This window comes from Haloarcula laminariae, from assembly GCF_025457605.1.
In the GTDB taxonomy this organism is placed as follows: Archaea; Halobacteriota; Halobacteria; order Halobacteriales; family Haloarculaceae; genus Haloarcula; species Haloarcula laminariae.
The window spans coordinates 1,861,549-1,882,430 of sequence record NZ_JAMZFY010000001.1 but is presented as its reverse complement, the minus strand read 5'-3'; the positions used below and the strand labels follow the sequence as shown (position 1 = coordinate 1,882,430).

The following is a 20,882-nucleotide window of genomic DNA, read 5'->3' as shown; positions in this document are numbered from 1 at the left end:
TCTCAGATGCCGATGATGCCGCCGTCGTCGGTCGGCGTTCCGTCGGTCGGCGTCGCAGTGCTATCGGTCGATGTCTCGTCTGACGGCGTCGCCGTGCCGCCTGCCGAGTCCTCGGAGCTGTTGTCGCCCGCTGTCGGGTCACCGCTCGGGTCGGCATCCCCGCCGGTCGGGTACTGGGCCTTGGTGCCGAAGATGTCCGTCTCGATGGCCGTCTCGTAGTCGATGGCGTCGAGGTCGATGCGGAACTGCTCGCCCCCGCCCTCGACGACGAGGTAGAAGTCGATGTACATCGTCGTGTTCTGGTTTCGCTGGAGGTGCGTGACCCACCACTCGTCGAGGCGCTCGTTCCGGATGACGTTCCGGACGCCGATAGTCTCGCGCTCCCCGGGCATGATGAGCTCCTCGCTGTCGGTCTCGCCCGAGCCGACACGGACGTCGTTCATATACGTCGTGTAACCGATTTTGCTGACCGCGTACGGCACCGGCTTGGGGTTGTACACGTCGAACGCCATCTCCATCGGGGTCTCCGAACGGGTGACGCCCTCCCGGTCCCAGGACCCGCGCGTCTCGTTGATGTACAGCACCGGGTCGGAGACGAACGGTCTGTCGGCGTTGACCGGGCGCGTCTCCGTGGAGTTGAACGCCCCCAACATGTCGGTCTCTATCTCCCGGTTCTGCGTGAGCGTCACCGACCGACCCCCCACCAGCGAGTCGGTTATGTCGGCGTCGATAGTGACCTGTGTCCGCTCGCCGTTGGTGATGTGGCTGACCCACCACGCCGGTATCTTGCCGTTTTGCATCCGCGTGCTGAGCTGGAGCGTCGTGTTCCCGCGGTCGAGGGCGATGCCACGCTTCTGCCCGCTGGCCATGGCTACGTCGTTCATCGAGACGGTGTAGTTGATCGTCGTCCCGCCAAGGGAGACGCCGATGGGGTTGGGGTTCGACACCGTGATGGCCGTCCCGACGGTCGTCGTGTTCTCCGAGACGCCGGTGAACCGGTTCTCGACGCTCTCGACGGCCGGGACGCCGATGGCGCCGACGGCGAACGCGCCGCCGATACTCCCGGCCAGGACGAGGGCGACGAGACCGACCTGCCGTAACCGCCCGAGTTCTCTCATTAGCCACTCCTGGCCGTCGTCCGATATATGTCCTCTGGCCGGCCCCGAATGAACTAAGTGTGCCAGGGCGGAACGCACGGGCATGACAACGGAGTCGGCAACCGACATGGGCGTTGGCCTCGGTGCGCTCTTTGGCATCGTCGCTGTTCTGGGGGCGGGCGTGACCGCCGTGAGCAGCTACAACTACGCCGTCCGCCACGCGCAGGGACTCGACACAGCGGGGCTGTTGACCAACAGCGGTATCGCCTTCGGAGTGGCGATAGTGGCCGCGTCGCTGTCGCTCGTGGCCATTCACGCCTACGCCGAATGATGTGCTAAAAGCAACCATTAATAACGCTCGGCACGTACTCGGGGTATGGTGGATTTCAGCGAGGAGGACCGCCGCATTCTGGAGTACCTCCGTGAGAGCGTCTCGCGCGGGGAGAGCTACTTCCGCGCGAAGAACATCGCCTCTCAGCTCGGGCTCTCGTCGAAGCAGGTCGGAGCCCGCCTCCCGCGTCTCGCCGAAGAAGCCGACGAGGTGGAGATAGAGAAGTGGGGTCGGGCCCGCTCGACCACCTGGCGCGTCACGACGAGCTGACCGCGGCGCGCCGGCGTCGGCAGAGCCGACCAGTCGGTGGATTCATGCGGATGCACGCCTGATTCGTGGTATGACTGTCCGGGTCGAACGAACGATGACAGTAGCGGCGAGCCCCGAGGCGGTGTGGGAGTTCATCGGCGACCCCGACCAGCGTGCCCGGCCGATAAGTGTCGTACAGGACTGGGACGTCCACGACGCGGACCACGTGACTTGGCACGTGCGCCTCCCGATTCCCGTCATCGACCGGACCATCGCCATCGAGACCGAAGACGTCGAGCGACGTGAGCCCGAGTACGTCCGCTTCGTCGGTCGGTCGAAGGTGTTGCGGGTCCAGGGCGAACAGGAGCTCGAACCGACCGGCGACGGCGGGACCCGGGTGACAAACAGGTTCGTCGTCGACGGGAAGCTCCCCGGCATCGAGCGCTTTTTCAAGCGAAACCTCGACGACGAGCTCCAGAACCTCGAAGCGGCGCTCACGGAGTATCTCGAAGTCGAAGCATGAAGCTCGCGCTCGCTCAGATAGCCGTCGAACCGTCCGCGGTCGCGGCGAACCGCCAGCGCGCGGCCGACGCCGTCGAGCGGGCCGCCGCCGCTGGCTGTGACCTGGTCGTGCTGCCGGAGCTGTTCACGGTCGGCTACTTCGCCTTCGACGCCTACCAGCGCAACGCCGAGCGCCTGGACGGGGAGACGGTGACGGCGCTCGGGGAGCTGGCGGCCGCCCACGATATCGGGATACTCGCCGGGAGCTTCGTCGAGGACCTCGAACTGAGCGCGGCGGCGGGCCACGACGTGCCGGCGGGGGAGGGACTGGCCAACACGTCAGTCTTTCTCGACCGCGACGGGAACCGGGAAGCGGTGTACCGAAAGCACCACCTCTTTGGCTACGACTCGGCCGAGTCGGACCTGCTCGTGGCCGGCGAGTCGCTCCCGACCGTCGAGTTCGCGGGGTTTACCGTCGGCGTCACGACCTGCTACGACCTCCGGTTCCCGGAGCTGTACCGCCGGCTCGTCGATTCGGGCGCGACCCTGGTCGCGGTCCCGAGCGCGTGGCCCTACCCCCGCGTCGAGCACTGGCAGTTACTCCCCCGGACGCGGGCCGTCGAGAACCAGTGTTACGTCGCCGCGGCCAACGGCGTCGGCCGGTTCGACGACGCGGAGCTGCTTGGCCGCTCGACGGTGTACGACCCGTGGGGCACCCCACTCGCGAGCTCCGACGACGACCCCGCCCTGGTCACGGCCGACATCAGTCCCGAGACGGTGGCCGACGTGCGCGAGGAGTTCCCCGCGCTGTCGGACCGGCGGTGACCGCGCCCTTTATAACCGTGGACGCCAACACATAATCGCCGGCAAGGCGCTTTTCACGTCGATGCCGGTAACTTAGCCCGTCTCGCTGCTCGGCCACACGGCGTCGCTCGTCCGCCAAAGGCTGTCCGGACAGCCTTTCACTGCTCCTCGCCAGCGACGCCGTCTCACCGGCCGCTCGGAATCCAACTCCTCTCAGTACCTACTCGTTCCCGCCACAGACGGCGACGCGGACTTCATCGGGACCGGGGCTCACGCCCGACAGTCACCGCTCCTCGGCCCGCTCCAGCGCCCGCCGGAAGTGGTCGCCGGTGATACGGACCTCGTCGGCCCGCTCGCTGGCCTCGGCGGGGCCGAGGTCGGCGGCCATCTCCCGGATGGCCAACATCGACGCCTCCCGGACCACCGCCGCTATCTCGGCCCCGGAGTAGCCGGACAGCTCCGCGGCCAGCTCCGCCGTCGACACGTCCTCGGCCAGCGGCTTCCCCTCGGTGCGGACCGACAGAATCTCCTCCCGGGCTGGGCCGTCCGGGTTTGGCACCTCGACGTGCTGTTCGAGCCGCCCAGGTCGCAGCAGGGCGTCGTCTATCATGTCCCGGCGGTTGGTCGCCGCCAGCACCACGAGGTTGGGGTTCTCGGTGATGCCGTCGAGCTCCGCCAGTAGCTGGGAGACGACCCGCTCGGTCACCTCGTTGCCCTGGCCGCGGTGGCTCGCGATGGCGTCTATCTCGTCCAGGAAGATGATGCTCGGGGCCGTCTGTCGGGCCCGCTCGAACAGCTCCCGCACGGCTTCCTCGCTCTCGCCGACGTAGCGGTCCATAATCTCGGGGCCGGCGACGTGGATGAAGTTCACGTCGCTCTCGCCGGCGACGGCCCGGGCCAGCAGCGTCTTGCCGGTGCCGGGCGGGCCGTACATGAGGATGCCGCTGGGCGGGTCGGTGTTCGTCGTGTCGAACAGGGCGCCGTATTCGAGGGGCCACTCGATGGCCTCCGTCAGCGTCTGTTTGACCTCGCTCAGCCCGCCCACGTCGTCGAAGCCCACGTCGGGCGTCTCCGCGACGTACTCCCGCATCGCGCTGGGGTCGACGACCGCCAGCGCCGCGTCGAAGTCCGCCTGGGTCACTGCCGGCCCCTCGCTCTCCGGCTCGTCGCCGTCCTCCGTGCTCCCGTCACGCCCTGCCCGCAGCGACGACATCGCCGCCTCGGTCGTCAGCGAGGCGAGGTCCGCGCCAACGAAGCCGTGGGTCTGGGCCGCGATGCGGTCCAGGTCGACGTCGTCGGCCAGCGGCATCTCGCGGGTGTGGACGTCGAGAATCTCGCGGCGGCCCCCCTCGTCCGGGACGCCGATTTCTATCTCGCGGTCGAAGCGCCCTCCCCGGCGCAGCGCGTCGTCGACGGCGTCGACGCGGTTGGTCGCACCGATGACGACCACCCGGCCCCGGTCTTCGAGGCCGTCCATCAGCGTCAGCAGCTGGGCGACGACGCGGTTCTCCATGTCGGCGTCCTCGTCCCGCGAGCCGGCGATGGAGTCTATCTCGTCGACGAAGAGGATAGCGGGGGCTTCGGCCTCGGCCCGCTCGAAGGCCTCGCGCAGCCGCTCCTCGCTCTCGCCCTTGTACTTCGAGACGATTTCCGGGCCGGAGATGGTGTCGAAGTAGGCGTCGACCTCGTTGGCGACGGCCTTGGCGATGAGCGTCTTGCCGGTGCCGGGCGGCCCGTGCATGAGGACGCCGCTGGGCGGGTCGATACCCAACTCCCGGAACCGGTCGGGCTCGGCCAGGGGCAGCTCTATCATCTCGCGGATGCGGTCGAGTTCCTCGTCCAGCCCCCCGATGTCCTCGTAGCTGACGCCCGTCGCCGTCTCGGCCGTCCCGGCGTTTGCCCCCACCGGCGACGCGGACCGCTCGGTGTCGCCGGCGTCGTCGCCGTCGTCGATGGCCGGCAACACGGTCACGTCAGTGCTCGGCGAGACCCGCACCGCGCCGTCCGGCTCGGTCGTCCGGACGACGAACGTCCCCAGCCCGTCGATGTGGGTCCGCTCGCCGGCCTGGACCATCCGGTCGACCAGCCGCGTCCTGACCGTGTGTGCGTACTCGTCGGTGCCGGGCAGGGGCTCCAGTGGCTGGATGCCGATATCCGTCGCCTCCGTCACCGAGCCCGCCCGGACCCGGACCGTATCGCCGATGTTGACGCCGGCGTTGGCCCGCGTGTCCGAGTCGATGCGGACCGTGGAGCCGTCGCCCTCACCCGGCCACACCTTCACCACCGTCGTCCCCTCGCCCTCGACGATGACCGGCGACCCGCTCAACACGCCCAGTTCGCTGCGGACGGACTCGGGGAGGCGAGCGATGCCCCGTCCGGCGTCGCGCTTGTGGGCGCCTTCGACCGTGAGTTCGACGCTCCCGCCGTTCCCGCTCATGTCAGCGGCTAGCGCTCCGGTCCTCTTGAGGGTTCCCGTTGGCCGGATACGGGCCCATGCGGCGGGCCCTTCGAACGGTGCCCACCCGCGAAAGCGATTTACCTCCCGGCGATAGAGTATTCCATATGGTTGTCACTACCGAGCGCGACGAGATGACTTGGTACAAATGTGAGACCTGCGGCCTCATGTTTGACGACCGCGACGACGCGGAAAAGCACGAGGAAAACTGCGACGACGAGGACCCCTCGTACCTGCAGTGACTCATACTGATGGCTGTAACAAACTGAAGGAATTCGCCATCCCCGAGGTGGCGAATATCTTTACGAACTTACAGCCACCAGTATCACTCCTCGGCCGGCACTATCTCGAAGCTTCGCGCGCCCATCTGGCGTGCACCTTTTTCGGCTCGGGTGGCCGGTGGCCACCGCTTACCGAAAAACGTGCGCGAAAAACGGCTCACTCACGCCGTTCGCTCGCCGTACTCACTCCTCGACCGGCACTATCTCGAAGCTCCGCGCGCCCATCTCGTCCTCCTCGAAGACGAACACGCGGCCGTCGGTCACGTCGTAGTCGACGGTCACCTCGACGCGCATCTGACGGTCCGTGACGGTGACGCCGGGGAACAGCTCGTCTTCCTCGCCGTCTTCCAGGATGACGCGGCCGACGCCGCTCTCCTCGATGATGTCGTCGTGGGTCCGCAGGTCGTTGACGTAGACCATGATGCCCGAGGTCTCCGTCTTGTCGGTGATGAGGACGTGCGTGTCCTTGCCCGGCGCGGTGGTGACGCTCCCCTCGGCCTTCGTGGGGACGCCGTGGTAGAAGGCGGTCCGGCCGTCGAGATACTCCACGGCGACGCCCTCCTCGCTGAGTTCGACCGAGACGGTGTCGGGCGCGATGTCCGAACGGTTACTCATACCCGTTCTTCAGGCTCGGCGGGCAAAAACGGCGCGTTGTCACGTCGCCGCCGGCGAGGACACTACCCCTCGGAGCGGGACACGCCGACGCGGCGGTAGCCGCTCGACTGTGACCTGCTCCGCCCCACGTACCGTGTCTTTTTATCGGTGCTCGACGGATGGAGCCTATGCAGAAGTCGGGTGTGGCTGACCGGGTGCTCGCTGTCGACCTGCTGGCCGTCGTCGCGAGCGTCGCGCTGGTGGCTCTCGTCGCCTTCTCGCCGGCCGGCGCCGTCCGTCCGCTCGCCATCGCCGTCGGGCTCCCGTTCGTGCTCTTCGTCCCCGGCTACGCGCTCGTCTCGGCCGTGTTCCCCCGCGCTGGCGAGACGGCGCTCGGCCCGGGGACCGGGACCGCCTGGCTCGCTCGTCTCGGGCTGAGCGTCATCGGCAGCGTCGTCGCGGTCGCGTCGGTCGGCGGCGTCCTCGATTTCACCGTCTGGGGGTTCGGGCGGACGCCGGTAATCGCGGGGCTGTGTCTGTTCACCCTCGTTTCGACGGCCGTTGCGTGGTATCGCCGCCGGCGGCTCCCGGTGAGCGTCCAGGCAGGCGCGGACGCGGCCGCGGTCCGGGCGCGTGCGAGCCAGGTCGTCGGCGGGAGTGCCGCCGGCGTCGTGTTGACTCTCGTCGTCGTCGCCGCCGCCGCGGGGGCCGTCGGGGTTGTCGCCACCGAGTCGACCGAACAGGGCACGGTCACCGAGTTCTACATCCTCGGGGAGAACGAGTCGGGCGAACTGGTCGCGGGGAACTACCCGTCGACTGTGACGGCCGGCCAACCGGTGACAGTCGGGGTCGGCGTGGGGACCACCAACGGGTCGGGCTTCGACGGGCGCGTCGTCGCCACCATCGAGCGGGTGAACGTCAGCGGCGAGACGGCGCGAGTCACGGACTCCCAGCGCCTCGACGCGTTCGACGTGGAGGTGTCGGGCGGCGAGCGGACCGTCCGCCGACACACCGTCCGGCCCTCGTTACTCGGTGAGCGCCTCCGGCTGACCTACCGGCTCTACCGGACCGGCGCCGACTCGCCGCTCCGGCGCGTCCAGCTCTGGCTTTCTGTCACGCCCCAGTGACAAATCGGCAGTCGTCGGCATCTATATAACTCCTACGGCCGTCAACTGGTACGTAACTGTTGGGAGGACGCTACAGGTGATGACATAGTGGGACCAGAGACACAACGCGTTGAGAGCGGAGCGGTATCTATCGACAAGTCCGCAGTCGAGCTAGACGGTGGGGACCGACTCGTGCGGCTCGAACTCCGGTCGACGGCCGAGACGCCGGTCCGGGTGACGCTGACCGACACCGTCCCGGACGGCCACGAGGTGCGATTCGACGACGGCGCCGCCTACAGCGGCGGCACGTTCACCGTCGAGCGAACCGTCGAACCGGACGCCGCCAGGCGAGTCAGCTACCACCTCGTCGGGCCGGCGGAGGCGCTCCCCGAGCCGACAGTCGAGAACGTGGCCGGGACCGCGACCGACGAGCCGGACCGCTCCGAGTGGACCGGCCCCGACGGGTCGACAGCGGTGCTGTCGATGGGGAGCGAAACCGACGACGCGGCCGGGGGCGGGCTGCTCACCACCCCGGAGACGGCCACCGGCGGCGGGATGCAGGGGGCGGCTATCGGCGTCATCCTCACGCCGAGCAACGAGGACGCCGTCGTTCGAACCGCACTCCGGGCCAGTCGGCGCGGTCACCCGGTGCTCGTGACGACGCAAGGCATCGAGGCCGACAGCGAGGCCCTCGACGTGCTGGAGATGCTCGGGACAGTCGTGCTGGCCCCGCCGTCGAAGTGGGCCTCGCATCTCGAACTCCACCGACTGCTGTCGAAGGCGGCGCGCGAGCGGGGGATGACGGGTATCGTGTTGCAGACGCGGGACTGCCCGCGCATCGACTACGACCGGACCGCGGCGGCCTTCGCGGAGGCCGACTACACGGTCATCGCTATCCCGGAGCTGTGGAACCAGTCGCCGGACAACCCCTCCGTGGTCGTCGGCATCCCGGCGTACAACGCCGGCGACAGCATCGCGGCGGTCGTCGAGCGCGCGCTCCCCTACGCAGAGGAAGTGCTCGTCGTCGACGACGGGAGCCGTGACGAAACGGCGGGACGCGCCCGCGAGGCCGGCGCGACGGTCGTCACCCACGAGCGAAACCGCGGCTACGGCGGCGCGCTCAAGACGCTGTTCCGGGAGGCCGCGCGGCTGGACGCCGCCCACCTGGTCGTCATCGACGCCGACGGCCAGCACGACCCGGCGGACGTGCCGAGGCTGGTCGAGACGCAGGTCCGCGACGACGCCGACATCGTCATCGGGAGCCGCTACGTCGGTGACCGAACGACCAGGATACCGTTCGTCCGCTCGGTCGGGCTGGCGCTCATCAACAACCTCACCAACGCCAGCATGGGCACCCTCCGGCCGAGCGGGTTCATCCGCGACACGCAGAGCGGCTACCGCTCTTACAGCCGGACGGCCATCCGCTCGCTCGCCGCCGACCCCGCCATCGGGAACAACATGGGCGCGAGTACGGACATCCTCTATCACGCCCACCGAAACCGGCTCAGCGTCGCGGAGGTGGCGACCACCATCTCCTACGACGTGGAAAACGCCAGCTCGCAGGGGTCGCTCTCCCACGGCATGGACCTGCTTCGGAACATCTTCTGGACCGTCGAGTACGGCCGCCCGCTGTTGATAATCGGTCTGCCGGGCAGCCTCATGACGCTTCTCGGCGTCGTCGTCTCGGTGTCGCTGTTCGTCCGGTACGCCGAGACCGGCACCCTGACGGCGGCACCGCTGGCGACCGGGCTCCTGTTCATCCTCGGCGGCCTGCTGCTGTGTATCATGTCGCTGATGATGCACGTGCTGAACCGCCATCCGACGCTCAAACAGCTGCGCGAGGACGACAACAGCTAAACGGGCGGCACGGCTGTACAGCAGTATGACAGCGTTCCCTGTCGCCGGGCCGGTGGGAGAGCGTGGCTGAGACGGACCTCGCGGCCGGTGGCCGGCTCCGTGACCGCGTCGGAAGCCGCAACCCCGCGCCGATATTCGCCGTCCTCGGTGTCGGCCTCCTCGCCGCGGCGTTCGCCGTCCCCGCCTACGAGACGCTGCTGGTCGCGTGGGGCGGCACCGCCGTCTTCGTCGCGCTGCTACTCCGGTTCGTGATGGGCGAGCCGACCCTCTCGACGGCGGTGACGACCGACGTGTACGAGACGATAGCTGGCAACGTCCGCCGACGCGTCGGAGCGGGCCGGTCCCGCTACGTCCCGGCTGACGAGGGCGTCACGCTCGTCGTCGCCGGCGACGAATTCGACCCAGTCGGCCGACGGCTGCTGGCGACGGTCGAGGCCGCGCCGGGCGAGTCGCTGACCGACCATCTCGCGGTGCTGGTGGACGTGCTCGTCAGCGACCTCGAACTCGCCGGGGCGGCGCGGGCGACGGCGGCCGAGGACGGTGCGACGGTGACCGTGACCGATAGCCGGGTTGGGACGGGCGAACTGTTCGACCACCCCGTGGCGTCGGTCCTTGGCGTCGGGCTGGCCCGCCGGCTGGACGTGCCAGTCAGCGTCGAAGCGACCGTCGAGGGCGACGACCTCGTCGTCACCTGCCGGCTAGAGGGTGCCGAAGAACTTCGCGACCGACCGGAGCCCGACCAGCACGGCGAAGACGAGCCCGCCGACCAGTAGCGGCCACCGCAGGCGCGCCCGCCAGCGCACGGTGGCGTTGACCGGTGTGGTCAGCGCGGTGACGACCACGAGGCCGACGAACCCGACGACGAACGCGTATTCGAGCGTCAGTGCGCCGGCGCTTGCGAGCGCCGCGATACCGGCCAGCATCCACCCGACCTGGGCGAAGAGGAACCGGCGCTGTCGTGGCGTCGTCATCTGGCGCCACTACTCGCCCGACCGGTATAACCGCACCGGCACCGCCGCGCCGGGTTTCGTCGCTCCGTATCCGGTCCGTCACGGGGGCTGCCACGCAATCCGTGTGGCTTCAAGACCCGCGGTTCCGTTTGTCTACCAAGATGTTCCCGTGGACGCACTTCGCCTTCGGCTATCTTCTCCTCGTCTGTTGCAGCTTCCTGCTCGGTCGCCGCATCTCGAAGGCGGAACTGGTCGCCGTTCTAATCGGGACACAGCTCGCCGACTTCGTCGACAAGCCCCTGGCGTGGTGGTTCGCGGCGGTCCCCTCCGGTCGCTCGCTCGCCCACTCGCTGCTGGTCGCTGTCCCGCTGTCGCTCGTCGTCCTCGCCGTCGCGTGGCACCGCAGCTACCCCGAGGTGGGGTTCGCGTTCGGGCTCGGGTACGTCAGCCACCTCATCGGGGACACGTACGTCGCCCTCTACTACTGGCGCGTCGAGGAGTTCACGTTCCTCCTGTGGCCGATACTCCCGCCGTACCCCTACGACGACACCACCGGCTTCGGCAACTTCCTCGCGGAGCTGACCATCACCACGAGACTCCTGGCGACGGCGGCCGTCTGCGGCGTCGTCGGCTTGGTCGTGCTGGTCCAGTTCGTCCGCGCGCCGCGGTGGCCGACGCGCCGGGCTAACTGACCGACGGTTGCGTTCCTGGGAGTGAACGTAGCCGTCGGGTGAGCGCACGGACTCTCAGCCTCGTCACCCGTCCCGAGAGGCGACAGCGCCACACCCACTGTCCCTGCCGACTGGTGGCCGGTAGCTGACGCTTGCTCGCCGACTGCAACACTTTTGACCGTACCGGCGAAAGCACCGACAACAGTGGTCTCCTTCGCACGGCTTCGTCGCCCCGCCGCCGTCCCGGTCGCCGTCTGCCTGCTCGCGGCTACCGGGCTGGTGGCCGCCGACCTCCTCGACCTCCTGCCGCGGCCGACGCTGCTGCGGGCCGGGTTCACGTTCGTCGGGGCCGTCGTCGCGCTCCTGGTATTTTTCGCCTCGCGGGGCGACCGTCCAGACATCGAGCGCCGGCTGCCGCCGGGTCACACCACGAGAGCTATCGTCGCGCTCGCCGCCGGCGCGGTCGTCGTCACGGCGCTGTCGGGGTCGCGGCTCCTGGCGTTCGCCGCCGTCCTCCCGCTCGGGCTCGGCGCCGTGGCACTGCAGCTCCGCGGGGAGCCCTACGTCCCGGCAGTTCTGACGCAGCTCTGTGCGCTGTTTCTGGCCGGTCGCCTCGGGAAGTACGTCACGACCGGCTTCTACTTCGGCGGCACCGACACCTTCGCCCACGTCACCGCCGTCGACACGCTGGCCCGGACCCGATACACGACGGCGATTCCCCACGGGTACGACCTCTATCCGGTGTTTCACTTCCTCGTCGGCGCGGTCAGATACGCCACCGGGCTGCCGGCTTACGACGCCCTCGTCCTGACCGGCTGCGTGCTGCTGACCGCCGTCGTCCCGATAGCGTACCTGCTCGGCTGGACGGTGTTCGACTCCCGGCGGATGGGCCTGCTCGCGGCGCTGTCGGTGACCGTCCTGGAGTTCTTCTCGTATCACGCGCTGTACTTCTACCCGCAGGCGCTGGCGAGCATCCTCATTCTGGGGGCGCTGTATCTCAACAGCCGGCTGCGCCACGCCGCGGACGAGCGGACCTTCCGGCGCCTCTCCGTGTTCGTCGTCGCGCTCCTGACCACGATGGTGGTGACTCACCACCTCACCTACATCCTCTTTGCCGCCGTCGCGACGGTCGCCGTCCCCGTGGCGCTGGTCCGGCCGTACCTGTTCGGCGGGTCGCTCGGCGACGGCGTCCGCTGGCTGCGATACCGCTGGCTGTTCCCCGGCGTCCTCGGCGCGGTGTTTATGCTGGTGTACTGGTCGTACTCCCCGAGTCTCATCACCGTGGGCATCGTCGAACTGACTGCCGGCGTGCTGTTCGACGTGGCGACGGTGCCCGGGTCCGTCCTGTACACCTACGGGACGGCGCTGCCCGTCGACACCCTCGACAGGGCCGTGGCGTGGCTGCTGACGCCGACCGGCCTCTACGCGTGCGGGCTCGGGGCGCTGTTGCTGCTTGCGGGCTACGAACTGCTCGACGACCTCCGGGCCTACCGGCGGGGCTTCACCCTCACGGTCGCCGGACTTGGCCTGTCGGCCCTGTTGCTCCCACTCCCGATTCCGATTCCGCAGATAGAGCGCCTGAAGTTCGTCGTGTCGCTGGTCGCTATCTTCCCCGTCGCCGTCGGCCTCCGGCGCACGCTCGCCGTCGACCGGCAGTACGCCGCCGTCGCTGTCGTCCTCGTGGCGGCGATAGGCGGGGCCACGGCGTTTACCGTGCTCGCGTCCGACGACCTCTCAGAGACGTACATCGAGGAGCCCCGCGAGCAGGTGTCGATGACCGACGACCAGTTCCGGGCGACCCGGACGACGGCGTCGTTCCTCGACCGCTACGGCGCGGGACGGACCGCCACCGACCGCGTGACGAATCGGGCCTTCGAGACGAGCCGGTTCAACGCGACCGAGCCGCTCCGGGCCGGACCGAGGGGGCTGGATACGGACGCGACCTACCTCGTCGTGCGGGAACGCTGGACCGGCCACGTGGTCGCGCTGGGGACCGGGCTCGCGAGGAGCGAGCAGAACCGGTTCGTCGTCAGCCGGCCCCGCTTCGAGGCCGCCGACGCGACGCGGGGGAAGGTGTACACGACCGACGACGTTCGGGTGTACTACGGGACTGACGGCCACAGCGGGATGTACGGCGACAACCGAACGACGCCTCAGTAGTCCCGCTCGGCGAGTTGCAGCGCCCAGTTCGTCGGATCGGCGACCGACAGCCCCCCGACTGTTCCGTCCGCGGGGGCTTTGACGACGATATCGTGGTCGCCAGACCGGTACGGCGTCCGGTCGCTCGACAGGTAGCCGGCGCGACGGAGCGTCGAGCGATGCGCCCGGGGCGGCCATGCGGTCAGCGACTCGGCCGCGGGACGGTCGGCCCGCAGGCGGGCGAGGAGCGCCGACAACGCCCGCCGCCGTCCGGCCGCGGGGAGGATTTCCCGCAGGAAACCACGCCCGTCGAGTTCGTCGACGACGACGGCCGCTTCGACGCGCCCGTCCCGCCGTGCGAGATACGTCGTCGTCTCGTACAGCGGATGCGAGAGGCGCCACTCGTAGAACGCGGCCGACCGCTCGGCGTGGATGCCGTCCGGCTCCCGGCTGTCGGCCAGTTCCGCGAGGGTCTCGGCCGGTAGCTCGTCGGCCACCGTCACGTCGTGGGTGTGGCGCTGTCCGAGCGTCCGGGCCGCCACGTAGCCGTCGTAGAGGGGTTGGTAGAGTCGCTTGGCGAGCGCCCGCGGGTTCGGCGGCCACCCGACCCGTTGCCGGCCGACGTCGAAGAACTGGACGTACTCGGGGTTGGGGACCTCCGTCCACCCTCGCTTGAGATACCCCCGTCGCGGTTCCGGTCCCGGGAAGCTGAAAAAGAGCGTCTCCGGGCCGCCGAACCGTTCGAGGCCGAACTCGGTCATCCGGGTGAACAGCCCCCGCTCTCGGTGGTCGGGGTGAACCATCAGGTCCGTCGACTGCAGTCCCAGCAGCCGCGTGGACCCGGCGACCACGCGCATCGCGAAGTAGCCGCGGGCACCGACGATTTGGCCCTCGTGTTCGACCACGACGACCGGCATCCGGTCGACTGCCGGCTGGTCGGCGTACTTCCACTCGAACACCGCTTCGGCCACGTCCCGTGGCCACGTCCCGAACACCGTCCCGTGGAGCGACAGGAAGCCGTCGACGTCGGTCGACTCGGCCGCCCGGACCGTGTAGCTGTCCCCGTCTGTCATCCGACACCGGCACCCCAGTACTCCAGTCGGTTGAGCAAGTCACTGGCCGGTGTCAGCTCCCACCGGAGCCGTCGGGGCGGTTCGTGGGCGCTCAGCCGCCCCATCCCGTGGGTTCCGTCGCCGGGGCCGACCAGAAACGGCGCCGTCGTCACCGAGTAGTCGTGGCTGTCCTCGACGACCGCGCGGGCCCGCTCGTTCGACGCGCCGTAGGGATAGCTGAACGCGGACACCTCGATTCCGTACTCGGATTCGAGGGTCGCCTTCGCGTCGACGATCTCCGCCTGCAGCGTCGCCTCGTCCGTGACCGTCGAGAGGTCCACGTGGCTCCCAGTGTGGTTCCCGATGGTGATAAGCGGGTTGTCGACGAGCTCCCGGAGCTGTGAGTCGGTCACGACGACCTGTCCGGGTTCGCCGCCGATGTCGAGGCGGCGCCGGACGAGCTCCGGATCCGGGTCGCCGACGAGTTCGGGGTTGACGAAGACGGTCGCCGGGGCGTCGAACGCCTCCAGTATCGGCAGCGCGCTTCGGGGCACGGATTTCAGCGCGTCGTCGAACGTAATCGCGACGCGCTGGCGCGCACCCCGGGTGGTAATCTCGGACAGCGGGACGACCTCGGCGTGCTCGGTCACGTACCGCACGGTCTCCCGGAACCGCTCGGCGGTGACGTTCCCGAAGTAGCCGGCGTCGGCCGGTTCGTCGACCGCGTGGTACATCAGAATCGCGTTCCGCGAGCGCCCGCCGGCCGCCCCGATGCCCGTGCGACCGTGAACGCGGACGAGGGTCCCACGGACGGACCCGAGCAGCTGCCGTCCGAGGCGGGTCGGGACGGAACTGGACATAGGTTTCCAACGGCTGGGAACCGTCATATACATTTCCACTCACGGGGTCAGGCGCCGGCGTTCCGAACTGTCGCGAACAGCTTCGTTCGCAGCGTCGGGGAGGCCAGGACGACGAGGCCGTAGACGACGCCGCCGGCCGCTATCTGGCCGACGAGCGCCGGGAGCGATTCGGGGAGCAGGCTCCCGACGGCGACCACCACGCCGCCCATCACCGCCGCGGCGCCGACACACCACCCGACCGGACCGGTGGGGAACCGAACGGGAACGACCCGGCGGAGAAACAGCCCGAGGACGGCGGTGTTTATCGCCATCGCCGTGCCCGTCGCGGCCGCGGCACCGAGCAGGCCGTACCGGGGGACCAACAGGAAGTTCAAGACGACGTTCAACGAAAGCGATGCGACCGTCGCGTAGGCCCCGATGTCGGGCCGGTCGACCGCCCGCACCGTCGCGTCGAAGACGTTGTTCACCGCGGCGACGAGCTTCTCGCCCATCAACACGACGAACGCGACCGTCGCGAGGAGGAACTCCGGCCCGAAGACGAGCCCGAGGATCCGGTCGGACAGCAACGCGACCCCGACGAACGACGGAATGACGAGGACGAGCGACGCGAGCAGGCCGTCCCGAACCGTCGCGGCGATGCGGTCCCGCTGACCGCTCGCGTCCCACGCGCTCATCTGGGCGAAGACGGTGTTGGCGACGACGCCGCCGACGACCCCGGTCATCACCGTCACCCGCCACGCGAGCTCGTAGGCCGCGACGTGGGCGCTCGACAGAAAGAGGCCGATGACGAGAATATCCATGGTGTTGTAGACGTGCCCGCCCAGCCCCCAGATGCCGTTGAACTTCGCGTAGTCGAGGAGGGTGCGAAACTGTCGCATCGTCGGCCGTGTCGGTCTCGTCGACACCCGAACAGCCCCGCCGACCAGCATCACGAGATAGCCCGCGACGAGCCCGTAGATGAGCGCACGCGGCCCGGCGCCGAACAGTACGAGCGCGACCGCGACGACGACGTACGTGGCGAGTCGGAGAAACTGGATGACCGCCGTCTCGTCGGCCCGCAACTCGGCCCGGAGCACGTGCATCGACAGCAACGCCAGCTGTGAGAGCGCCATCGCGACCAGCAGTGGGACGACGACGGCGGTACCGACGTAGGCGTCGATGGGGCCACGCAGTGGGACGACGACGGCCGCCAGTGCCACCAGGAGAACCCCCTTCAGGACGAGGCCCGCCGAAAGCACCGCGCCCGGGTCGGCCCCTTCGCTGATGCGTTTCTCGATGGCCCCGTTCAGCCCGAAGTCGGCGAACGTCCCCAGCGTGCTCAGCGTGGCCTCGAACAGGAAGAACACCCCAAGCGCGGTGGCACCCAGCGCCGACGCGAAGTACACCGTCGAGCCGAACCCGACGACGACCCCGACGAGCTCCAGCCCGAGCAGGAGACTGCCGGCCCGCGCGAAGTTCAACTGTCGCGGCATCGTCGGTCTGCCGACCGGCCCGCCGATGTCGTCCTCGCTGGCCGTCATCGTCCGGGCCGCTGGGTCGGCATGCGGCCGAGGGCCGGCGGTTCCCCCATCACTCCGTCCAACGTATCGCTCCGGTCCATATCCCCTTCTCGTGAATCGGCGAATTAAAATTACGGTTCCTCACGGGAGCACACGAGTCCCGAGAGTGACGAGCAGATACCAGAGGGTGTACGGGTGTGGCGAGATGCGGAGCGCCCGCATGAAATACGAGACGGCGCGGTCGTGCTCGCCCTCGTCGTGGAGAGCTCGCCCGACGGTCGTGAAGATCTGGACGTAGTAGATATCGAGATAGGGGTGGGCCTCGGGAACCCGCCGGTCGACGAGGTAGGCGAACTGCTTGCAGGCCGCGACGTACTCGTCGGTCGGAATGCCGGAGGCCATCATGCTCCCTTCGTGGCGCCGTCGCGAGAACAGCGACGGGCAGAACGCCACCCCGCCCTCGCTTGCCGCTTCGAGGGCGTACAGCCGGTCCTCGCCCCGGTCGAGGCCGGATTCGAACGTCGCCGACACTTGGTCGGTGTCGACGAGCATGGAGGAGGTAAACGACGTTATCTCGTTTGCCAGCACCCGATAGACGAACTCGTCGAGTGACATCGGTTCGCCCTCCATACAGAACCCCGCGCCCGTCTCGGCCATCCGGTCGAGTTGCCGTTCGAGCTTGTCGGCCTCCCAGAGGTCGTCGGCGTCGAGGAAGGCGACGTAGCGGTGGCTCGCCCGTTCCAGACCGGCGTTCCTGGCGTCGGCCGGCCCCGTGTCCACGTCGTCGACGACGACGAGTTCGGTGTCGACCGACTGGGCCGAGACGGTCCCTTTGGCCTCTTCGAGCATCTCCGGGGGCGTGAACCGTTCGCTGTAGGGGATGACGACGGAGACGGTCACCATTCGTCCATCACCGCCTCGTGGACCTCGGTCACGCGCTCGGCGTGGTGGCCCCACGTCCACTCGTTGTCGAGCAGCCGCCGGTGGCCGGCCGCGCCCATCTCACGCAGTCGCTCGGGGTCGTCCAGCAGCGACGAAAGCGTCGCGGTCAGCGTCGCCGGGTCGTTCGGTGGGACCAGCACGCCCGTCTCCCCGTCGACGACCATCTCCGGGATGCCCCCGACGTTCGAGGCGACAACCGGCGTCCCGGCGGCCATCGCCTCGTAGATGACCGTCGGGCGCCCCTCCGTCCAGCTGGGGTGGACCACGGCGTCGGCGGCGACCTGCCACCGCCGCAGCGCCACGGGGTCGAGCCGCCACAGCGACCGGGCGGGATGTGAGAGTTCGCCCAACTGGTCAAGCAGCCACCAGCGCAGGTCCCCCTCGTGGCCGACGGTGACGAGCATCACGTCCTCCCGGTCGACCGCGTCGACCGCCTCGACCAGTTCCCGCAGCCCCTTCTGCTCGGTGTAGGCCCCGACGTACAGCAGCAGTTTCGTCTCCGGGTCGATGCCGAGCTCCCGACGGATAGCCGCGCGCCGGTCGGTCGGGAACATCTCGGGGTCGGCGCCGATAGGGACCGTCTCCACTTTCTCGGCGGGGGCAAAGCGGCGGGCGACGTCGGCCAGTTCGTCGCTGACGACGAGGATGCGGGCGGCGTAGTCGATGGTCTCGCGGATGCGCTGCTGTGCGCCGTCGTTGAACGACTCGAAGTTGTGGAGGTCGACGGCGTGGCTGTTGACCACGAGGGGGATGTCGTGGTCGCGGCAGTAGGGCAACAGGCCGTAGCCGTCGAGGTAGATGTCGGAGGTGTGGACCACGTCGTGGGGCGTCTCGAAGGTGGCGTCGACGTATCGCGGGATTCGCTTTTGCAGGGAGTCCCCCGAGACGTGGTAGAAGTACCGCTTGGGAACCAGGTACAGAAAGCGCGGGTAGTGGGCGACGTAGGTGCCCCACCGCTCCGTTCTGGGCACTTTCGCGTACTCCGAATGGGGGCCGACGGGCGGCGCGAAGGGCGTCGGCACCACCACGTCGAGGTCGGCGTGGGTGCGGTTGATGGCGTCGAACGAGCGGTGATTGAACGGCGAGCGCACCTGTAGCGGGTGGCTCTGGTGGTGGATACAGCAGGCCAGCACGTCGTAGGGTTCGCTCATCGCCGCCCCCCGGCCAGCACGCCCAGCCCCAGCACCGACCAGAAGGCCAGCCGGGCGAGGTTCTTCGGCCGCGCGACGGTGGCCGCGTCGAGGTACTCGCGGGCCTCGCCGAAGCGCCCCTCCGCGAGGTAGTGCCCGACCAGCCCCATCCGGTGGACCCGCTCGACGGGCACCCCGCGGGCTTCGAGGGCGGCGACCAGTTCGGCGTTCCGTTCGAGATACCGGCGGTCGTTTTCGACGTAGGCCTCCGCGGGGGCGTCGCCGGTGAAGTGAGTCAGCGCCAGCGGCTCGGGGACGTGGGCCAGCTTGCCGACCGCCAGGACCCGGAGCACGAGGTCCCAGTCCTCGTAGATGGACAGCCCCTCGTCGAAGCCGCCGGCCTCCGCCAGGACGGCGCGTTCGACCAGCAGCGTCGACCCCGGCCCCATGAACACCTGCATCGACAGCAGCGCCTCGGCCAGCTCCCGGCCGCCCTCGCGGGGGGCCCGGGAGCGAAAGAGCGTCTCCGAGACGAACGACGCGACGCGGCCGGCGGTCGAGAGACCCGCCGTCGCCACGTCGCAGTACGCCCCGACCCACTCCTCGCCCCGGCCTGCAAGCGTCGCCAGCTGGCGCTCTAGCTTCCGCGGGAGCCACTCGTCGTCCGAATCCAGGAAGGCGACGTACTCGCCCCTCGCGGCCGCGACGCCGGTGTTCCGCGCGGCGCTCACGCCCCGGTTCGTCCCGTGGGCGCGATACCGCACCCGCTCGTCGTCGTACGACTCGACGACCGTCTCTGTGTCGTCGCTGCTCCCGTCGTCGACGACGACGACCTCGATGTCGTCGACGGTCTGGGCGAGCGCGCTGTCGATGGCCCGACCGACCACGTCGGCCCGCTCGTAGGTCGGAATCACGACGCTGACGCGCGGCTCACTCATCGATGACCCTCCGGTGAATCTCGTTGAGCCGCTCGGCGTGGCGGGTCCACGTCCACTCGTTGTCGAGCAGCCGCCGGTGGCCGGCCGCGCCCATCGCACGCAGGCGCTCGGGGTCGTCCAGCAGATAGTCGAGCGTCTCGGACAGCTTTTGGGCGTCGTGGGGCGGGACTAGCACGCCCGTCTCCCCGTCGACGACCATCTCCGGGATGCCACCGACGTTCGACGCCAGAACAGGCGTCTCGGCGGCCATCGCCTCGTAGATGACCGTCGGGCGCGCCTCGAAGTGGCTCGGCAACACGAGCAGGTCCGCCGCGACGTGGAGCCGCCGGACGGCGATGGGGTCCAGTTCCCAGTAGGCGTGGGCCGGGTGTGAGAGCTCGCCCAGCCGGTCCAGAAACCACCACCGGAGGGCCCCGCCGTGGCCGACGGCGGCGACGGTCACGTCGTCGCGGTCCAGCCGGTCCAGCGCCGCGGCCAGTTCCTTGACGCCCTTCTCCTTCTCGAAGCGGCCAACGTACAACAGGAGCTTCGTCCCGGGGTCGATACCCAGCTCCCGCCGGAGCTTCTCGCGCCTGTCGGTCGGGTACTTCTCGGGGTCCTCCCCGATGGGGAGGGTCGTCACCTTGTCCGCGGGGGCGAACCGCCGGGCCACCTCCGAGAGCTCGTCGCTGACCGTCAACACCGCCGAGGCGTAGTCGATGGTCTCGCGGATGTACGACTGGACGGTGTCGTTGAACCGCTCGAAGTTCTTCAGGTCGCCCGCGTGTGACAGCGCCACAAGCGGCACGTCGTGGCGCTTGCAGTACTTGAGCATCCCGTAGCCGTCGAGATAGAAGCTACAGGCCTGCACCACGTCGTGTGGCGTCTCGAAGGTGTCCTCGACGTAGCGCGTGACACGCTTCTGCAGGGAGTCCCCCGAGAGCTGGTACGCGTAGCGTTTCGGCAGCGCGTAGAGGTATCTCGGGTAGTGGGCCTGATACGACCCCCACCGCTCGGTCTTGGGCACGTGACGGTACTCGGAGTAAGGGCCGACCGGCGGGGCGAAGGGCGTCGGCGAGACCACGTCGAGGTCGGCCGCGGTGGCGTTGAGCGCGTCGAACGAGCGGTGGTTGAACGGCGTCCGGACGGGGAAGAGGTGGGTCGGATGCTCCGTCGCGCACCCGAGCACGCTGTAGGATGGGCCTGGCTCGCTTGCGGCGGTCTGTGAGGGGCGGTCGTCTGACATGAGAGATAGTCGCCACGCGGCTGTGGGATAGGTTCGGCTTACTCTACACCGAGTCCGATGTTATGCTTTCCGGGCCGTGCGGGACGCCGTTCCACACGTCCGACCGTCGGAGCGCCCGCAGCCGGCCCGCCGGGTAAGGCCCGTCCAGGTGCCGATAACGCTTTTTATCGGCGGTGAGTACCCGGAAACGTGTGTCCCTCG

Annotated in this window: 21 protein-coding genes; 10 read left to right on the top strand and 11 right to left on the bottom strand. The window is 69.0% G+C overall.

From position 1 onward, the window contains the following. Positions 1-2 precede the first annotated feature (2 nt). Entirely contained in the window at positions 3-1,118 is a 1,116-nt protein-coding gene (locus NJQ98_RS09650; RefSeq protein WP_262178065.1) for an LEA/WHy family protein, read from the bottom strand. Between the two features lie 82 nt (positions 1,119-1,200). On the opposite strand from NJQ98_RS09650, the gene NJQ98_RS09645 reads away from it, so the two are divergent. From NJQ98_RS09645 to NJQ98_RS09630, 4 genes are all read left to right on the top strand, one after another. Next, entirely contained in the window at positions 1,201-1,428 is a 228-nt protein-coding gene (locus NJQ98_RS09645; protein WP_262178064.1) for a DUF7525 family protein, read from the top strand. Positions 1,429-1,473: 45 nt separating this feature from the next. Then, on the top strand, positions 1,474-1,698 hold the full coding sequence (locus tag NJQ98_RS09640; protein ID WP_262178063.1) for a DUF7123 family protein: 225 nt from the start codon (positions 1,474-1,476) through the stop codon (positions 1,696-1,698). A 70-nt stretch (positions 1,699-1,768) separates the two neighbouring features. Continuing rightward, positions 1,769-2,200 carry an SRPBCC family protein gene (locus NJQ98_RS09635; protein ID WP_262178062.1) on the top strand — a complete coding sequence of 144 codons (432 nt, stop codon included), beginning with the start codon at positions 1,769-1,771 and terminating at the stop codon, positions 2,198-2,200. Continuing rightward, entirely contained in the window at positions 2,197-3,003 is an 807-nt protein-coding gene (locus NJQ98_RS09630) for a carbon-nitrogen family hydrolase (protein ID WP_262178061.1), read from the top strand. Before NJQ98_RS09635 ends, NJQ98_RS09630 begins: the two co-directional genes overlap by 4 nt. Positions 3,004-3,265: 262 nt before the next feature. Here the strand turns inward: NJQ98_RS09630 and NJQ98_RS09625 are convergent, their stop codons facing one another. After that, positions 3,266-5,419, bottom strand: coding sequence for an AAA family ATPase (locus tag NJQ98_RS09625; RefSeq protein ID WP_262178060.1), 2,154 nt, complete (start codon positions 5,417-5,419; stop codon positions 3,266-3,268). A 125-nt stretch (positions 5,420-5,544) separates the two neighbouring features. Between NJQ98_RS09625 and NJQ98_RS09620 the strand changes: the two genes are divergently transcribed. Further along, entirely contained in the window at positions 5,545-5,679 is a 135-nt protein-coding gene (locus tag NJQ98_RS09620; RefSeq protein ID WP_262178059.1) for a DUF7128 family protein, read from the top strand. 222 nt (positions 5,680-5,901) lie between these two features. Here the strand turns inward: NJQ98_RS09620 and NJQ98_RS09615 are convergent, their stop codons facing one another. Next, on the bottom strand, positions 5,902-6,333 hold the full coding sequence (locus NJQ98_RS09615; protein ID WP_262178058.1) for a DUF5796 family protein: 432 nt from the start codon (positions 6,331-6,333) through the stop codon (positions 5,902-5,904). Positions 6,334-6,500: 167 nt separating this feature from the next. Between NJQ98_RS09615 and NJQ98_RS09610 the strand changes: the two genes are divergently transcribed. The 3 genes from NJQ98_RS09610 (at position 6,501) to NJQ98_RS09600 (ending at position 10,048) form a co-directional block, all read left to right on the top strand. Continuing rightward, a complete protein-coding gene (locus NJQ98_RS09610; protein ID WP_262178057.1) occupies positions 6,501-7,439 on the top strand; it encodes a DUF1616 domain-containing protein in 939 nt (312 codons plus the stop codon). An 87-nt stretch (positions 7,440-7,526) separates the two neighbouring features. Further along, entirely contained in the window at positions 7,527-9,275 is a 1,749-nt protein-coding gene (locus NJQ98_RS19070) for a glycosyltransferase family 2 protein (protein ID WP_262178056.1), read from the top strand. 62 nt (positions 9,276-9,337) lie between these two features. Continuing rightward, positions 9,338-10,048 carry a DUF7982 domain-containing protein gene (locus NJQ98_RS09600; protein ID WP_262178055.1) on the top strand — a complete coding sequence of 237 codons (711 nt, stop codon included), beginning with the start codon at positions 9,338-9,340 and terminating at the stop codon, positions 10,046-10,048. Here NJQ98_RS09600 and NJQ98_RS09595 read toward each other — a convergent pair. Further along, positions 9,974-10,246 (bottom strand): DUF8044 family membrane protein, encoded by a 273-nt coding sequence (locus NJQ98_RS09595; RefSeq protein ID WP_262178054.1) that lies wholly within the window; start codon positions 10,244-10,246, stop codon positions 9,974-9,976. The genes NJQ98_RS09600 and NJQ98_RS09595 overlap by 75 nt on opposite strands. Before the next feature lie 140 nt (positions 10,247-10,386). Between NJQ98_RS09595 and NJQ98_RS09590 the strand changes: the two genes are divergently transcribed. Continuing rightward, on the top strand, positions 10,387-10,917 hold the full coding sequence (locus NJQ98_RS09590) for a metal-dependent hydrolase (RefSeq protein ID WP_262178053.1): 531 nt from the start codon (positions 10,387-10,389) through the stop codon (positions 10,915-10,917). 183 nt (positions 10,918-11,100) lie between these two features. Next, the gene (locus NJQ98_RS09585; RefSeq protein ID WP_262178052.1) at positions 11,101-13,056 is read left to right on the top strand and encodes a hypothetical protein; all 1,956 of its coding nucleotides are present in this window, start codon (positions 11,101-11,103) and stop codon (positions 13,054-13,056) included. Here the strand turns inward: NJQ98_RS09585 and NJQ98_RS09580 are convergent. From NJQ98_RS09580 to NJQ98_RS09550, 7 genes are all read right to left on the bottom strand, one after another. After that, a complete protein-coding gene (locus tag NJQ98_RS09580; protein WP_262178051.1) occupies positions 13,050-14,108 on the bottom strand; it encodes a GNAT family N-acetyltransferase in 1,059 nt (352 codons plus the stop codon). The two genes, NJQ98_RS09585 and NJQ98_RS09580, sit on opposite strands and share 7 nt — an antisense overlap. Further along, positions 14,105-14,947, bottom strand: coding sequence for a polysaccharide deacetylase family protein (locus NJQ98_RS09575; protein WP_262178050.1), 843 nt, complete (start codon positions 14,945-14,947; stop codon positions 14,105-14,107). Before NJQ98_RS09575 ends, NJQ98_RS09580 begins: the two co-directional genes overlap by 4 nt. A 47-nt stretch (positions 14,948-14,994) precedes the next feature. Next, positions 14,995-16,467, bottom strand: coding sequence for an oligosaccharide flippase family protein (locus NJQ98_RS09570; protein ID WP_262178049.1), 1,473 nt, complete (start codon positions 16,465-16,467; stop codon positions 14,995-14,997). Between the two features lie 120 nt (positions 16,468-16,587). Beyond that, positions 16,588-17,349, bottom strand: coding sequence for a glycosyltransferase family 2 protein (locus NJQ98_RS09565; RefSeq protein WP_262178048.1), 762 nt, complete (start codon positions 17,347-17,349; stop codon positions 16,588-16,590). Then, the gene (locus NJQ98_RS09560; protein WP_262178047.1) at positions 17,343-18,539 is read right to left on the bottom strand and encodes a glycosyltransferase family 4 protein; all 1,197 of its coding nucleotides are present in this window, start codon (positions 18,537-18,539) and stop codon (positions 17,343-17,345) included. Before NJQ98_RS09560 ends, NJQ98_RS09565 begins: the two co-directional genes overlap by 7 nt. Next, positions 18,536-19,456, bottom strand: coding sequence for a glycosyltransferase family 2 protein (locus tag NJQ98_RS09555; RefSeq protein WP_262178046.1), 921 nt, complete (start codon positions 19,454-19,456; stop codon positions 18,536-18,538). The genes NJQ98_RS09560 and NJQ98_RS09555 overlap by 4 nt, the downstream gene beginning before the upstream one ends. Then, on the bottom strand, positions 19,449-20,681 hold the full coding sequence (locus NJQ98_RS09550; RefSeq protein ID WP_262178045.1) for a glycosyltransferase family 4 protein: 1,233 nt from the start codon (positions 20,679-20,681) through the stop codon (positions 19,449-19,451). Before NJQ98_RS09550 ends, NJQ98_RS09555 begins: the two co-directional genes overlap by 8 nt. Positions 20,682-20,882 lie beyond the last annotated feature (201 nt).